This is a genomic window from Streptomyces caatingaensis (genome assembly GCF_001187435.1).
Classification (GTDB): domain Bacteria; phylum Actinomycetota; class Actinomycetes; order Streptomycetales; family Streptomycetaceae; genus Streptomyces; species Streptomyces caatingaensis.
The window spans coordinates 748,644-762,476 of sequence record NZ_LFXA01000002.1 but is presented as its reverse complement, the minus strand read 5'-3'; the positions used below and the strand labels follow the sequence as shown (position 1 = coordinate 762,476).

The following is a 13,833-nucleotide window of genomic DNA, read 5'->3' as shown; positions in this document are numbered from 1 at the left end:
TCCGGTTCGTTCTGTTCGTTCTGTCCGTTCTAGAGGGCGGTCCAGGTGAAGGCCACCTTGTCGCCCGCCTTGAGCTGGTACTGGCAGCCGCCCACCTCGGTGGACTTGCCGTTGACGGCGATGTTCCAGTAGTAGCTGTCGTTCCCGGTGTCCTTGGCTATCCGGTTGACGAAGAAGTCATCGTACTGGGCGTACCAGGTGGCGTCCCAGGTGAAGCCCTTCACCTTGGCGGCGTCGTCGAGCGCGGCGGTCGGGGTCGCCCCGGGCGTGGGGTTGGCCTTGTTGTTGGTGCTGTCGCACTTGTGGGTACCGCCGGAGGCGGTGGTGACGTTGTGACCGGTGGTCTTGATGTCACCGCTGAAGACGACGCCGTTGGAGCCCTTGACCGTCAGGTTGACGGTGATCGGCGCGGGGGCGGCCGCCTTTCCGGCGGCCGAGGCCATCGGAGCGGCGGTCAGGGCGAGCCCGAGGGCGGCCGCGGCGACGGCGGTCTTGCGCGGAAGGGTCGTGAGCATGAGGGACGGCCTTTCGTGTACGAGGTGATGCGCTGGATCAGTTGGCACGTGCGGTACGGCGCTTGCGCGCGACGACCACGGCCCCGGAACCGGTGAGCAGCAGGGCCCCGGCCCCGATGGCGGCGGGGTACGCGGCGCCGGCGCCGGTGCGGGCGAGGCTGTCACTGGCGGAACCGCCGCCGGTGGAACCGGAGCTGGTGCCGCTCCCGCTCGTGCCGCCGGAGCCACCGCCGGTTCCACCGGTGGTGGTGTCCGAGGTCGCCGTCGGCGAACCGGTGACGGTGGCGGTGGCGGTGGCGGTCTCGGTCGGGCCCGGGCTCGCCGTCCCGGAGGACGACGGGTCCGCGGTGGTCGCGTCCGTCGACGGCGACTTGGTGGCCGGGGCGGAGGTGGTGGTCTCGGTGGCCGTGCTGCCGGTTGCGGGACCGCCGGAGGTGGTGCCCTCGGACTCGCACACGACCGGGACGGAGCCGCGCTTGGACGCCCGCCCGTCGATCTCGTACAGCGGCTGCCGTGCGAGGGCCGGGATGGCCTGCGCGGTGGCACGCAGCGCGAGTCCGTCCGCGCGGGCCTCCTTCCAGCCGACGGCCCCGCGGTCGGCCTTGACACCGGCGCAGCCGACCTGGACGCTCTGCAGCCAGGCGATTCCCTCCTCGGCCGCCTCGTTGCGTCCGCCGGCGATCAGCGCCTGGACGGCCAGGGCGGTCGAGTTGGAGTTGCTGGGAGCGGCTTGCGAGCCGAAGCCGTTGTCGGGGAAGCCCCCGTTCTTCTGCTCGTCCTGGACCTTCGTCAGCCAGTCCAGGGCGCCTTGTGCCTCCTCGCCCCGCTGAGCGGAGTAGAGGGCCTGCACGGCCACGCCCGTGCTGTCCACGTGCGACGTGCACGACGCGGGGTCGGGGTTGTCCTTCAGGCTGAGCGGGAACCCGCCGTCCTTGCAGCGGTTGCGGACGATGAAGTCGACGGCCTTCTTGAACTCGACGGGCTTCTTGGTGGCTTCGCCCGCCCGCTGCATCGCCATGACGGCGAGGGACTGGGTGAACTGGTTGGAGGGATCGCTGTCGCCCCCCTTGACGCGCCCGCTCTCCTGGAGCGACTTCTCCAGGAGCGCTATGAGGTCGTGGCCGCCGAAATTCCGGGGGCCACGGTCCTTCCGTCCCTCGATCGAGGCCACCAGGGCGAGCTTCGCCGTCCCTCCGGCATTGATCTGGTCCTTGCCCCTGACGATGTAGTCGTCGGCCTTGGACTCCAGCCAGTTGACCGCCCGCTCCGACGTCCCGCCGGCCGTACCGGTGGAGGCCAGTCCCATGACGATGTCGGCGGTCAGCCCGTAGTCCCTCATGGCGTTGGAGCGGCTGTCCAGCTGATGCGCGGCCCACGTGGCGGCCGCCTCGGAGGCCCAACGGCGGGGCTGCGTCCCGGCCTTCGCCGATGCGACGGACGCGTCGTCCGCGAACGCCATCCCCACCGCCCCGGTGGACAACAACGCCGCCCCCACCAGAGCCACCGGCACCGCGGCACCTCTGACCGAACGTACGGACTGTGTCATACGGTTCTCTCCTCGGAAACAGACCGGCGTGACGCCGGGACGGCGAAAGTGACCGGCGCGTCGAACGCCGCCCGGCGGGCCGCCCGGCGCAGCACGGTGAGCACGGCGGGACCCACGAGCAGGATCGCCACCGCGTTGGTGAGAGCCCTCCCCGTGTCCCAGCCGAACGTGGACGTGACGAGCGTGAACATCGCGAAACGGTGCAGGTTGTCCAGGAGCGGAGCCCCGGGCTGGAAGGACAGCTGCGTGTCGGGCCCGGCCGTGAAGGGCCAGAACCACATGTTCATGAGGAAGCCGAACGCGTAGGCCACAAAGACCCCGTACGCGACGAGCATCGCGATCTCCGCCCGCCCGGTGACCCGCTTCGGCAGCAGCCCCGCCCCCAGCCCGATCCACGCGGACGCGATCATCTGGAACGGGAGCCACGGCCCGACCCCGGCCGTCAGCAGCGCCGACGCGAAGAGCGACGTCGCGCCCAGGACGAAGCCGAAGCCGGGGCCGAAGACCCGTCCGGCCAGGACGAGCAGGAAGAAGACGGTCTCGATCCCGGCCGTGCCGGCGCCCAGCGGGCGCAGCCCCGCGTTGACGGCCGACAGGACACCGAGCATGGCCAGCGCCTTGGTGTCGATGCCGCCCGAGGCCATCTCCGCGAGCACGACGGCGAGCAGCACGGGCATGGCCACGACGAAGACGAGCGGGGCGTCGGCCGTGTGGGCCATGCCGCCGGTGCGGGGACGGACCCCGCCGAGCAACGGCCAGCAGAACATGGCCAGTCCGGCCGCACTGGCCAGGACCAGCACCAGGGCGCTGCGGGAGCGGACGCGGATGACGTTCATGCCCGCACCTCCCCGGCGACGGCGGCGAGTTCGTCCGCCACCTGCTCGACCGTCAGCCAGCGCTGCGGTGCGAGCACCTTCGCGACCTGCGGGGCGAAGGCCGGGGAGGAGACGACCACGTCCGCCGTCGGGCCGTCCGCGACGACCTCGCCGTCGGCCATGACGAGGATGCGGTCCGCCGCCCGCGCGGCGAACTCGACGTCGTGCGTGGCGACGACCACCGCGCGGCCCTCCCGCGCGAGGCGGCGCACCAGAGCGGTGAAGCGTTCCTTCGCCGGGTAGTCCAGGCCCCGGGTCGGCTCGTCCAGCAGCACGGTCCGGGGCGCCGCCGCGAGTTGGACGGCGAGGACGAGGGCGAGGCGCTGGCCCTCGGACAGGTCGCGCGGGTGGCGGCCGCCCGGGATGCCGGGCGCGAGGTCGTCGAGGAGGGACCGGGCCGTGCCGGGCGCGGCGCCCGACTCCCGGTCCGCCTGGGCGCATTCGGCGTCCACGGACTCCAGGTAGAGCAGGTCGGCCGCGCTCTGCGGGACGAGGCCGACGAGCGTACGGGCGCGCCGCGAGGACACCCGCCCCGGGTCCGTGCCGTCCGCGTCCACGCTCCCGGAGCGCCGCGGCCCGGAGCCCTGCAGGGCCCACAGCAGCGAGGACTTGCCCGAGCCGTTGCGGCCCATGAGGGCGGTGACCTGCCCGGCGGCCAGCTCCAGGGAGACGCCGCGGACGGCGGTGACGGAGCCGTAGCCGACGACGACGTCCCGGGCCGACAGGACCGTCTCCCCCGCCGTTCCGGGGACCGGCGGCGGCACGCGGTCCGCGAGCCGTTCGCGCAACGGCCCCGCCGCGCGCCGGGCGTCGCGGACGGAGAGCGGCAGGGGGTTCCAGCCGGCGAGCCGGCCGAGCCGGACGACGGGCGGGGCGACGTCCGTCTCCCGGACGAGGGCGGCCGGTTCGCCGGCCAGCACCCGTCCCTCGCCGGGCAGGTGGACGAGCCGGTCCGCGTACTGCAGGACGCGTTCCATGCGGTGCTCGGCGACGAGCACGGTGGTGCCGAGGTCGTGGACGAGCCGGGTGATGGCCGCGAGGACGTCCTCGGCGGCGGCCGGGTCGAGGGCGGAGGTCGGCTCGTCCAGGACGAGGACGCGCGGCTGCCGGGTGAGGACGGAGCCGATGGCGACGCGCTGCTGCTGCCCGCCGGAGAGCGTGCGCAGGGCGCGGTCGCGCAGCGGGGCGATGCCGAGCAGGTCGAGGGTCTCCTCGACGCGCTTGCGCATCACCTCGGGGGCCAGGCCCAACTGCTCCATGCCGTAGGCGAGTTCCTCCTCGACGGTGTCGGTGACGAACCCCGCGAGCGGGTCCTGGCCGACGACGCCGACGAGGTGGGCGAGTTCCTGCGGGGGCGCGTCGGCGGTGGAGACGCCCGCGACGGTGACCCGGCCGGCGAGGTGCCCGCCGGTGAAGTGCGGGACGAGGCCGTTGACGGCGCCGAGGAGGGTCGACTTGCCGATGCCGGTGCGGCCGGTGACGAGGCAGAGTTCGCCCTCGCGGATGCGCAGGTCCACCGCGCGCAGCGCGGGCCGGGCGGCGCCGGCGTAGGCGATCGTGACGTTCTCGAAGCGGATCACGCGACGGCCTCCCGCGCGGCGGCGGGCACGGGCGGCGGGGGCGCGAGCCAGGCCGGCAGGGCGCCGAGGAGGATGGCGGCGACGGGCAGCGGGGCGGCCTCGGGCCAGGTGAGCGGGGACAGCGAGGGGTGGAGCACGGCGGCGTCGGCGCGGGCGGAGACGTACAGCAGGACGCCGGTGGCGATCCCCGAGCCGGCGACGAGGAACTCCGCGGCTCGCCACCGGTCGGGGCGGTACGTGCTGCGGCGCACGCGGAGTCCGCCGAGGACGAACCCGGCCACGGCGAGGCCGAGGCCGCCGAGCAGCAGCGGCACCCCGAGCCAGGGGGGCGTGTCGGAGCCGAGCACTCCATAGAGCCCGGCGCACACGCCGAGGAGACCGCCGATGACCAGGGCGCCGGTCACCCGCCGGGCGCGGGGCGCGGCGGTGCCGGTGCGTCCGTAGCCGTGCGAGGCCATGGCGGCGGCGAGCGCGAGGGAGCGGTTCAGGGCGTCCTCCAGGACGGGGACGGCGATGCCGCGCAGGGCGCGCATCCCGCGCTGCCGGCCGCCGCGCAGGGCCCGGGCGCGGCGCACCCGCTGGACGCTCTCGACGAGTTGGGGGGCCATGGTGAGGGCGACGACGACGGCGGTGCCGATCTCGTGGAGGGCACCGGGCAGCGCCTTGAGCATCCGCTTGGGGTTGGCGAGGGCGTTGGCGGCGCCGACGCAGACGACCATGGCGGCGAGCCGCAGCCCGTCGTAGACGCCGCCGAGCACCTGCTCGGCGGCGACGGGCCCGAACAGGCGGACGCCCGCGGCCCATTCGGGCAGCGGGACCTCGGGGAGGGTGAAGAGGACGTGGTCGCCCTGCCCGCCGCCGAAGACGACGCGGAAGACCACGCGCGAGACGACGATGAAGGCGCCCAGCGCGAGATACATGGGAAAGGCCAGGGCCCAGGGGTTGTCACCGCGCCGCCGGACGACGACGCAGCCCGCGGCCGCGACGAGGAGCACGAGCAGCAGCGGGTTGGAGGTGCGTCCGGCGGCGGTGGCGAGCCCCAGGGCCCACAGCCACCACGCGCCCGGGTGCAGGGCGCGCGACAGCACGACGGGTCGTACAGCCGTCACGGCGCTCCGTCTCCCCGCGCTGCGCGCTTGCGGCGCCAGGCGGTGAGGGAGGCGGTGGCGGCGAGGGCGGCGGCGGCCGCCGCGACGACGATCGTGCCGGTGGGGACGCCGCCGGAGCCGCCGCTGTGGCCGACGCTGGAGGTGCCGGGCGCATCGGCGGAGACGCGCTTGCCGCTGTCGTCGCCGCCGGTCCAGTCGGCGGCCTCGGTCGGGGTGTCGCGCGGGCCGGGTGTGCGTTCCTCGGTGGCGCCGGCCGCGGGGGACGGCGTACCGGAGGAGCCGCTTCCGGGCGCGGCGGAGGCGGAGGGAGCGCTTCCGGAGGGGGCGGTCCCGCCCCCGGGCCGCTCCGGCTCCCCGGACGCGCCGGCGCCCGGCTGCGAACTCCCGCCCGCCGTCCCCGGGTTACCGGGCTTCTCCTGGCCATCCCCGGGCCCGGTATCCCCGCTCCGGCCACCGCCGTTCCCCCCGTTCCCGCGCGGCGGGCCGGCGGGCGGCTGCTGGGCGTCGCCGGGCCGGGGCTGCGGGCGGGAGTCGCTGCCGGGGGCGGGCGGCCGCGGGGGTTCGGGCGCGGGCGCGGACGGCCGGCGGGGCGCGACGCGCGGGGCGGGCGCGCCGTTCTCGCCCCGGTTGAGCGAGAAGGACCACCCCTCGAAACTCCCCGCCGGGGGCGTACGGTTGGCGACCCCCCACTCGCTGTACTTCCACTGCCCGTTGTTGGGCGCGTGCCAGTAGGACCAGTAGGCGCTGGCCGGCGGGGTGTCGGAGCAGGACTCGCTGCGCGGCGAGGGCTTCTCCTCGATGCGGCAGATGAAGCCCTCGCCCCAGCGGAGGGTCCCGGCGATCCGGAATCCGGCGTTCTTGAGGGCCTTGAGGCCGGTGGCCTGGCCGCCGGGCGCACAGCGCACGATGGTGCTCCCGCCGAGTTCGCGGAAGTCGACGACGACCGTCACGCCGTTGTCGTCCGGACAGAACCCGGGCATGCCGCGCCCGCCGTCGACCGCGGCGGCGTTGCCCGCGGTCACCACGCCGAGCCCGGCCGGCGCGACGCCCAGCGCCAGGGCCGTGACCAGCGCGCGTATCCGACCGGCCATCGTGGTGCCCTTCGTTGGGGCCCGCAGCCCGGGGCCGACGAACCAGGGGCTCAGGGCTCCACGCTGCAGACCATGACAGTGGGAAGCAGTGCTCACGGCACCCCGGGCGATCCGGCTCGCGCCCCTCGGCGGGGTCCGCTCACGGTTGCAGGTCAGCGCCGGTCTCGCACCGGCTTTCCCCGGAAAGTGCCGCTGATTCGGTTGTCTCTCGCGTTCCTGCCGCTCCGTCACCTGTTCGAACGGAACGCCGGTACCTTACACCGACGCCGCCGACTGAAACACCGTCAATCCCCTGTGAACACACCCACAACACGACCTGCCGGACGGCCGGATCACCACGCCCACCGACCGCCGCCTCCTTGACTCCCCGTTGACCCCGGGCCAGCCTCCCCGTGACAACGATGTCGGGCAGCCGGGAGGCAGGGACCATGGGACGAAGACGGACGGGAATCTTCCGGTGGGGGGCCGCCGCGCTCGCCCTCGCGGGGGTGCTCGGGGGCGCCGGGCTCGCCCCCCGGAGCAGCGCCGCCGCGCGGCCCGCCGAGCGGCCGACCGATCTCGTCAACCCCTTCATCGGCACGAAGAACGAGGGCAACACCTTCCCCGGCGCGGCCGTCCCGTTCGGGATGGTGCAGCTGTCGCCCGACACCGGGCACAGCACGGGCTACGACTACCGGCACGACCACATCCGCGGCTTCAGCACGGTGCACCTCTCCGGTGTCGGCTGCCGGATCGGCGGGGACCTGCCCGTCCTGCCGACCACCGGCGAGGTGGAGGAGACGGACAACGCGCGCTACGCCGCCGCGTTCGACCACGCCGACGAGACCGCCCGGCCCGGCTACTACCGCGTGCGCCTCGCCTCCGGTGTCACCGCGGAGCTGACGGCCACCGCCCGCACCGGGCGCCAGCGCTACACCTTCCCGGCGACCGAGCGGGCCAACGTCCTCATCAACGCGGGGCAGTCGCTGCACAGGACCGTCTCCAGCTCGGTCCAGATCGTGGACGACCGGACGGTGCGGGCGACCATCACCGGGCGGGGCTTCTGCCAGGACACGCGCCCGTACACCGTCCACACCCTCACCCGCTTCGACCGGCCGTTCACCGCGTACGGGACGTGGGAGGGCGCGCGGGTCTCCCGCGGGACGCGGGCCGCCGGGGGCACCGGCCGCACCGGGGCCTGGGTGCGGTTCGACACGACGCGCGACCGCCGCGTGGAGGCGACGACGGCCGTCAGTTACGTCGACGCCGACGGCGCCCGCGCCAACCTCGGTGCCGAGGAGGCCGGTTTCGACCGCACGGCGAGCGCGGCGCGCACCGCCTGGGAGGAGCGCCTGTCGGGCGTGGCCGTCCAGGGCGGGAGCCGGACGCTGCGGCGCACCTTCTACTCGTCCCTCTACCGCGCTTTCCTCTCGCCGAACGTGGGCAGCGACGCGGACGGGCGCTACACCGGCTGGGACCAGCACGTGCACCGCGCGCGGGGGTTCACGTACTACCAGAACTGGTCCCTGTGGGACACCTACCGCACCCAGGCCCAGCTGCTGGCGCTCCTCGCGCCGCGCGAGTCGCGGGACATGGCGCTGTCCGTGCTGCGGATCGACGCGGAGGGCGGCTGGCTGCCCAAGTGGGGGTACGGGACGGTCGAGACGAACATCATGACCGGTGACCCCGTCACCCCGTTCCTCACCAACGCCTACCGGCACGGCCTCCTCAAGGGCCACGAGGAGGAGGCGTACCGGGCGCTGCGGAAGAACGCGGACGGCGTGCCCCCGGCCGATTCCCCGTACGCCGGGCGGGACGCCAACGACCGGTACGCCGAGGACGGTTACGTCCCGCTGGCCCCCGAGCTGTCCCGGCACAAGCCCGGTGACTCCGACTTCCAGGAGGGCGCCTCGGCGACCCTGGAGTACGCGCTGGCCGACGGCGCCCTCGCGGAGATGGCGGAGTCCCTGGGCCACCACCGCGACGCCCGGCGGTACGCGGACCGGGCCCGCAACTACCGGCGGATCTTCGACCGCGAGACCGGCTTCTTCCGGCCCCGCGACGCGCGGGGCGCGTTCACCGGCTCCGAGGACCCGGCGCGGAGCCCCGGCTTCCACGAGGGGACGGCCTGGCAGTACCAGTGGCTGGTGCCCCAGGACCTGCCGGGCATGATCGAGCTGCTCGGCGGGCGGGCGGCCGCGGACCGGCGCCTGGACTCCTTCTTCGCGTACGACCGGCTGCTGGAGGACCCGGCGCGCACCGCCCGCGAGGTGTGGGTGCACGGCCCGTACGACTACTACAACGCCGACAAGTACAACCCGCAGAACGAGCCCGACCTCATCGCCCCGTACACCTACCTCGCCACGGGCCGCCCGTGGAAGACCACGGACGTGGTGCACGCGGCGCTGACCCTCTTCACCGACGCCCCCGACGGCATGACCGGCAACGACGACCTCGGCACGATGTCGGCGTGGATGGTGCTCTCGTCGATCGGCGTCTTCCCCGTGCGGCCGGGGTCGGACGTGTGGGGGCTGAGCACACCGGTCTTCGACCGGGTGGACCTGCGGCTGGACCGGCACTGGTATCCGCACGGCCGGTTCACGGTCACCGCGCCCGGCACCTCCGCGGCCGACCGCTACGTGCAGTCGGCGCGGCTCGACGGCCGGCGGCTGGACCGCACCTATCTGACGACGGCGGCCCTGCGCGGGGGCTCGCGGCTCGACTTCACCGTCGGCCGTTCCCCGTCCCGCTGGGGCACCGGGCGCGCGGACGGCCTCCCGGGCCTCCCCGCCATCGGCTGAACACCCGGCGGGGACGGAGCGGCGCCTTCCGTCCCCGCCGCGGGTACACCATGATGAGCGGCCCGTCAGCAGCCGCCGCAGGGCCGGCGGCCACGAGGGAGAGGACACGGCCATGGCCGGACTCCGGGCAGGACAGGGCATCCTGCGCCGCAAGCCGATCGAGACCATCGAGGAGGCGGAGACGGCCGAGGCGCACGGCGAGCACCTCACGCGCACCCTCGGGCTGTGGCAGCTCACCGCGATCGGCGTCGGCGGCATCATCGGCGCCGGCATCTTCAGCCTCGCGGGCACCATCGCCAACGGCGTGGCCGGTCCGGCGGTGCTCGTCTCGTTCCTCATCGCGGGGGTCGCGAGCGCGGCGGCGGCCTTCTCGTACGCCGAGTTCGCCGGCCTGATCCCGCGCGCCGGCTCCGCCTACACCTACGGGTACGCGGTCCTCGGCGAGATCGGCGGCTGGTTCATCGGCTGGGACCTGCTGCTGGAGTACACGGCGATCGTCTCCGTCGTCGCCATCGGCATCTCCGGCTACGTCAACTTCCTGGTGCGGGAGACCGGGGCCGACCTGCCGCACTGGATGCTCGGCGCGCCCGGCACGGGCGACGGGCACCGTGTGGACCTCTTCGCGGCGGTGCTGTGCCTGCTCATCGCGTATCTGCTGACGCTGGGCATCAGGAGCGCGGCCCGCTTCGAGACGATCGTCGTCGTCCTCAAGGTCGTGGTGGTGCTGCTGGTCGTGGCCGTCGGCTTCTTCCACATCAGGACCGCCAACTACCACCCCTTCTTCCCGTTCGGCGTGAGCGGGGCGTTCACGGGCGCGGCGACGGTCTTTTTCGCCGTCTTCGGCTACGACGCCATGAGCACGGCCGCCGAGGAGTCGAAGGACGCCCAGCGCCACATGCCGAGGGCCATCATGTACTCCCTCGGCGTCTCGATGGTCCTCTACGTCCTGGCGTGCCTCGTCCTGACCGGGATGCAGAACTACCAGGGCATCGACAAGGCGAGCGGTTTCTCCACGGCGTTCAAGTCCGTGGGGCTGGGCGGGATCGCGGACGTGGTCGCGGTGGGCGCGATCATCGGCATCCTGACGGTGATGTTCACGTTCATGCTGGGCGTGACCCGGGTGTGGTTCGCCATGTCGCGGGACGGGCTGCTGCCGAAGTGGTTCGCGCACACGCACCCGACGCGGCACGTGCCGACGCGGGTGACGTGGATCGTGGGCGTCGCCTCGGCGGCGATCGCGGGCCTGGTGCCCATCGGCGAGGCCGCCGAACTGACCAACATCGGCATCCTCCTGGCCTTCGCCGTCGTGTGCACCGCCGTGATCGTCCTGCGCTACCGGCGTCCCGGACTGCCGCGCTCCTTCCGCTGCCCGGCGGTCCCGTTCGTCCCGGGCGTCGGCGTCGTCGCGTCGGTCTGGCTGATCACCTATCTGGCGTGGCAGACGTGGGTGCGCTTCGCGGTGTGGTTCGTGATCGGGCTGGCGGTCTACTTCTCGTACTCGTACCGGCACTCGGAGCTGGCGCACGCCGACGCGCGCGGGATGCCGCGCGACTGAGGGCTACTTCAGCAGCCGCGACAGGCGCCGGTCCGCGAGGACCTTCCCGCCCGTCTGGCAGTGGGCGCAGTACTGCAACGACGAGTCGTGGTAGGCCACTTCGCGGATCACGTCGCCGCAGACCGGGCAGGGCTCGCCCGTGCGGCCGTGCACGCGCATCCCGGACCGCTTCTCGTCCTTGAGTTCGTCGGCGGCGCGGCCGCGTGCGCGTTCCACGGCCTCGGCGAGCGTGGAGCGCAGCGCCTCGTACAGGACGGCGGCCTGCTCGTCGGAGAGGCCGTCGGCCAGGGCGAAGGGGGACGTGCGGGCGGCGTGCAGGATCTCGTCCGAGTAGGCGTTGCCGATGCCGGCGACGACGGACTGGTCGCGCAACACGCCCTTGATACGGCGGTGTTCGCCCTTCAGGAGGGCGGCGAACGCCTCGCGGGTGAAGGCGGCGGAGAGCGGGTCCGGGCCGAGGGCGGCGACGCCCGGCACGTCGGCGGGGTCGAGGACGCAGTGGGCGGCCAGGCGCTTCTGCGTGCCGGCCTCGGTGAGGTCGAGGCCGGCGCCGTCCGTCAGGCGCACCCGCAGCGCCAGCGGCCCCTTGCCGGGGCGCGGGGGCGCGGCGGGCAGGGTGTCGCGCCAGCGCACCCAGCCGGCGCGGGCGAGGTGGAGGACGAGGTGCGGCCCGCCGTCCGTCGTGATGTCGAGGAACTTGCCGTGCCGGCGGACGTCCGTCACCGTCCGCCCCTCCAGGGCGGACAGCGGCGGATCGTACGTCTTGAGCACGCTGATCGCGACCGGGAGCACCCGCTCGACCGTCCGGCCGGCGAGCCGCCCGGCCAGGAACCCGGCCAGCGCCTCCACTTCCGGCAGCTCGGGCATGGTTCCAGTGTGACGGCGGGGGCCGGGGCGGCAACTCAGGCCGAGTCGAGGCCGTCCCGCAGCCGGGCCAGGGAGGCGGCGTCCAGCTCGATCCCGAACTCCTCCGCCAGCACCCGGCCCAGCGCGTCCGCCTCGATCTTGCGCTCGGTGGCGGTGCCGTCGGGCAGGTACGTCGTCCAGGTCGTCGCGTCGAGCGCCTGGTGGCGGGCGGCGCAGAACGTCTGGGCGTACAGGCGCCGTACGAACGGCGAGCGCGGGTGGGTGGCGACGTAGTGGCTGCCCATCAGCCAGTCCTTGGGGGAGGCCGGGGTCAGGGCGAAGGTGTGGCGGTCCTGCCAGCGGCCCTCCTTGCGCTGGTGCAGCCACCACTCGTCGGCGCCGAGCGCGCCCGTGCGGCGCTCCATGCGGAACCGCCAGCCGTCGAAGTCCGCCTCCGCGCCGTCCCGGATCTCCACCGGCTCCAGGGGGCCGCTGCCGAAGCCGACGTCGCAGAGCCACAGCCGCTCGTCGTCGGCGGCCCGGACGGCCAGCAGGGCGTGGGTCTGCGGGTTGGCCGTGCCGGCGCCGAGGGTGACGCGGCCGCTCAGCCCGGTCGCCCCGAAGCCGAGGCGTTCGAGCGCGGCGGCGAAGAGGACGGCGTGCTCGAAGCAGTAGCCGCCGCGGCGGCCGCGCACGAGCTTCTCCTGGAGGGAGGGCAGGTCGAGGGCGACCGGCTCGCCGAGCACCGCGGCGAAGTTCTCGAAGGGTATGGAGGTGACGTGCGCACGATGCAGCCCCCGCAGCGCGGCGAGCGTCGGCGCCCGCTCCCCGTCGTACCCGACGCGCGCCAGATAGGCGTCCAGGTCGAGCAGTTCGCCGTCCCATCCGTGGCCACGGTCCCTCTGCATCTCGGCTCCTTACGTGCGGTCGTTCCCGATCACGGTAAGGGGTGCACGGCCCGTCCGGCCTCTACCCGGAGTCGCTTCCGCCCTCACTTCCTGGCCCTGGGTCCGGGGTCGCAACACGCCAAGATCGTCTTCCGGATCGCGGCCGGAAATCAGTAGCGGAAGCGCATGATCCGCCAGGCGTTCCGCACCCGGGGCGTCCTGCCCAGCAGCCAGGCGTAGCAGCGGTGCCGCGCCGAGAGGCCGTCGATGCCGCCCAGCTCGTGGGCGCGCCGCGCCTCCAGCAGCTGCACGCCCTCGCGCTGGGCCTCGATCCGGCGGGGGTCGTCGACGGCCCAGTGGAGCGTGGCCCCCGCGTTCCGCACGGCGGGGATGAGGTGCTGCGCGCGGATGCCCAGCGGGCCGAAGGCGTCGAAGATCAGCTCGCCGCCGGGGAAGTGCCCGGTGATCCGGCGGATCAGGCGCAGGCCCTCCTCCTCCCGGAGGTACATCGAGAGCCCCTCGAAGACCACCGCCGTCGGTCTGTCGGCGGGCAGCTCCTCCAGCCAGCCGTCCTCGGTCACCGACGTGCCGACGAGCCGGTAGTCGCCCTCGGGGGCTGGGAGCAGCCGCCGGCGGAGTGCGACGACGGCCGGGTGGTCGACGTCGATCCAGCGGACGGCCGGCGGGGGCGCGAGGCGGTGGACGCGGCTGTCGAGTCCGCAGGCCAGGTGGAGCACGGTGGCCTCGGGGTGCCGTACGGTGAACGCCTCGGTCCAGTCGTCGAACTGCCTGCCGCGCAGGGCGATCTGGACGGCGTTCGCGGTGGAGATCCCGGCGTGGGCGAAGTCGTAGTCGATCCGCCGGACCGTGCGGTACGCCGTGTCGTCGTGGAGCAGCGAACGCGGCGAACGGCTGTCGAGCGCCCGGCCGTAGAGGGTGGCGAGCATGGTCTCGGGGGCACCGGTGAGGGTGACTTTCTCGCGCTCCATGGGTTCACGGTAGCGCCACCGGGGGTGTGCCCGGCCGTCGTTCGGCAAGGGCCCGTCGGG

Annotated in this window: 11 protein-coding genes; 2 read left to right on the top strand and 9 right to left on the bottom strand. The window is 74.0% G+C overall.

Features of this window, described 5'->3' with window-relative positions; genetic code table 11:
- Positions 1–29: 29 nt before the first annotated feature.
- From AC230_RS03960 to AC230_RS32875, 6 genes are read right to left on the bottom strand one after another with little or no spacing between them, the layout of a single operon-like run.
- Complete coding sequence (locus AC230_RS03960) at positions 30–515, bottom strand: DUF4430 domain-containing protein (protein ID WP_049714497.1); 486 nt, start codon at positions 513–515, stop codon at positions 30–32.
- Between the two features lie 37 nt (positions 516–552).
- Positions 553–2,061, bottom strand: a complete 1,509-nt coding sequence (locus AC230_RS03955; RefSeq protein WP_157868503.1) for a prenyltransferase/squalene oxidase repeat-containing protein — start codon at positions 2,059–2,061, stop codon at positions 553–555.
- On the bottom strand, positions 2,058–2,897 hold the full coding sequence (locus tag AC230_RS03950) for an ECF transporter S component family protein (RefSeq protein WP_049714495.1): 840 nt from the start codon (positions 2,895–2,897) through the stop codon (positions 2,058–2,060). The genes AC230_RS03955 and AC230_RS03950 overlap by 4 nt, the downstream gene beginning before the upstream one ends.
- Complete coding sequence (locus AC230_RS03945) at positions 2,894–4,516, bottom strand: ABC transporter ATP-binding protein (protein WP_049714494.1); 1,623 nt, start codon at positions 4,514–4,516, stop codon at positions 2,894–2,896. The genes AC230_RS03950 and AC230_RS03945 overlap by 4 nt, the downstream gene beginning before the upstream one ends.
- On the bottom strand, positions 4,513–5,625 hold the full coding sequence (locus tag AC230_RS03940) for a CbiQ family ECF transporter T component (RefSeq protein WP_049714493.1): 1,113 nt from the start codon (positions 5,623–5,625) through the stop codon (positions 4,513–4,515). The genes AC230_RS03945 and AC230_RS03940 overlap by 4 nt, the downstream gene beginning before the upstream one ends.
- Positions 5,622–6,716 carry a hypothetical protein gene (locus AC230_RS32875; RefSeq protein WP_107082043.1) on the bottom strand — a complete coding sequence of 365 codons (1,095 nt, stop codon included), beginning with the start codon at positions 6,714–6,716 and terminating at the stop codon, positions 5,622–5,624. The genes AC230_RS03940 and AC230_RS32875 overlap by 4 nt, the downstream gene beginning before the upstream one ends.
- A 428-nt stretch (positions 6,717–7,144) precedes the next feature.
- Between AC230_RS32875 and AC230_RS03930 the strand changes: the two genes are divergently transcribed.
- Together AC230_RS03930 and AC230_RS03925 are read left to right on the top strand one after the other, a co-directional pair.
- Positions 7,145–9,496, top strand: coding sequence for a GH92 family glycosyl hydrolase (locus AC230_RS03930; protein ID WP_049714492.1), 2,352 nt, complete (start codon positions 7,145–7,147; stop codon positions 9,494–9,496).
- Between the two features lie 112 nt (positions 9,497–9,608).
- Positions 9,609–11,051: an amino acid permease gene (locus AC230_RS03925; RefSeq protein WP_049714491.1), complete on the top strand. Its 1,443-nt coding sequence runs from the start codon at positions 9,609–9,611 to the stop codon at positions 11,049–11,051.
- A 3-nt stretch (positions 11,052–11,054) separates the two neighbouring features.
- Here the strand turns inward: AC230_RS03925 and AC230_RS03920 are convergent, their stop codons facing one another.
- The 3 genes from AC230_RS03920 to AC230_RS03910 all read right to left on the bottom strand — a co-directional run bounded on the left by AC230_RS03920 (position 11,055) and on the right by AC230_RS03910 (position 13,773).
- Complete coding sequence (locus AC230_RS03920) at positions 11,055–11,918, bottom strand: Fpg/Nei family DNA glycosylase (RefSeq protein WP_049714490.1); 864 nt, start codon at positions 11,916–11,918, stop codon at positions 11,055–11,057.
- Between the two features lie 35 nt (positions 11,919–11,953).
- On the bottom strand, positions 11,954–12,805 hold the full coding sequence (locus AC230_RS03915; protein WP_049714489.1) for an arylamine N-acetyltransferase family protein: 852 nt from the start codon (positions 12,803–12,805) through the stop codon (positions 11,954–11,956).
- Positions 12,806–12,954: 149 nt separating this feature from the next.
- Positions 12,955–13,773, bottom strand: a complete 819-nt coding sequence (locus tag AC230_RS03910; RefSeq protein WP_049714488.1) for a class I SAM-dependent methyltransferase — start codon at positions 13,771–13,773, stop codon at positions 12,955–12,957.
- Between the last annotated feature and the right edge of the window lie 60 nt (positions 13,774–13,833).

Bases quoted from the DNA above. Each gene is read 5' to 3' on its own strand.
- AC230_RS03960 (WP_049714497.1), bottom strand. From the start codon at position 515: ATGCTCACGACCCTTCCGCGCAAGACCGCCGTCGCCGCGGCCGCCCTC.
- AC230_RS03955 (WP_157868503.1), bottom strand. From the start codon at position 2,061: ATGACACAGTCCGTACGTTCGGTCAGAGGTGCCGCGGTGCCGGTGGCT.
- AC230_RS03950 (WP_049714495.1), bottom strand. From the start codon at position 2,897: ATGAACGTCATCCGCGTCCGCTCCCGCAGCGCCCTGGTGCTGGTCCTG.
- AC230_RS32875 (WP_107082043.1), bottom strand. From the start codon at position 6,716: ATGGCCGGTCGGATACGCGCGCTGGTCACGGCCCTGGCGCTGGGCGTC.
- AC230_RS03930 (WP_049714492.1), top strand. From the start codon at position 7,145: ATGGGACGAAGACGGACGGGAATCTTCCGGTGGGGGGCCGCCGCGCTC.
- AC230_RS03925 (WP_049714491.1), top strand. From the start codon at position 9,609: ATGGCCGGACTCCGGGCAGGACAGGGCATCCTGCGCCGCAAGCCGATC.
- AC230_RS03920 (WP_049714490.1), bottom strand. From the start codon at position 11,918: ATGCCCGAGCTGCCGGAAGTGGAGGCGCTGGCCGGGTTCCTGGCCGGG.
- AC230_RS03915 (WP_049714489.1), bottom strand. From the start codon at position 12,805: ATGCAGAGGGACCGTGGCCACGGATGGGACGGCGAACTGCTCGACCTG.
- AC230_RS03910 (WP_049714488.1), bottom strand. From the start codon at position 13,773: ATGGAGCGCGAGAAAGTCACCCTCACCGGTGCCCCCGAGACCATGCTC.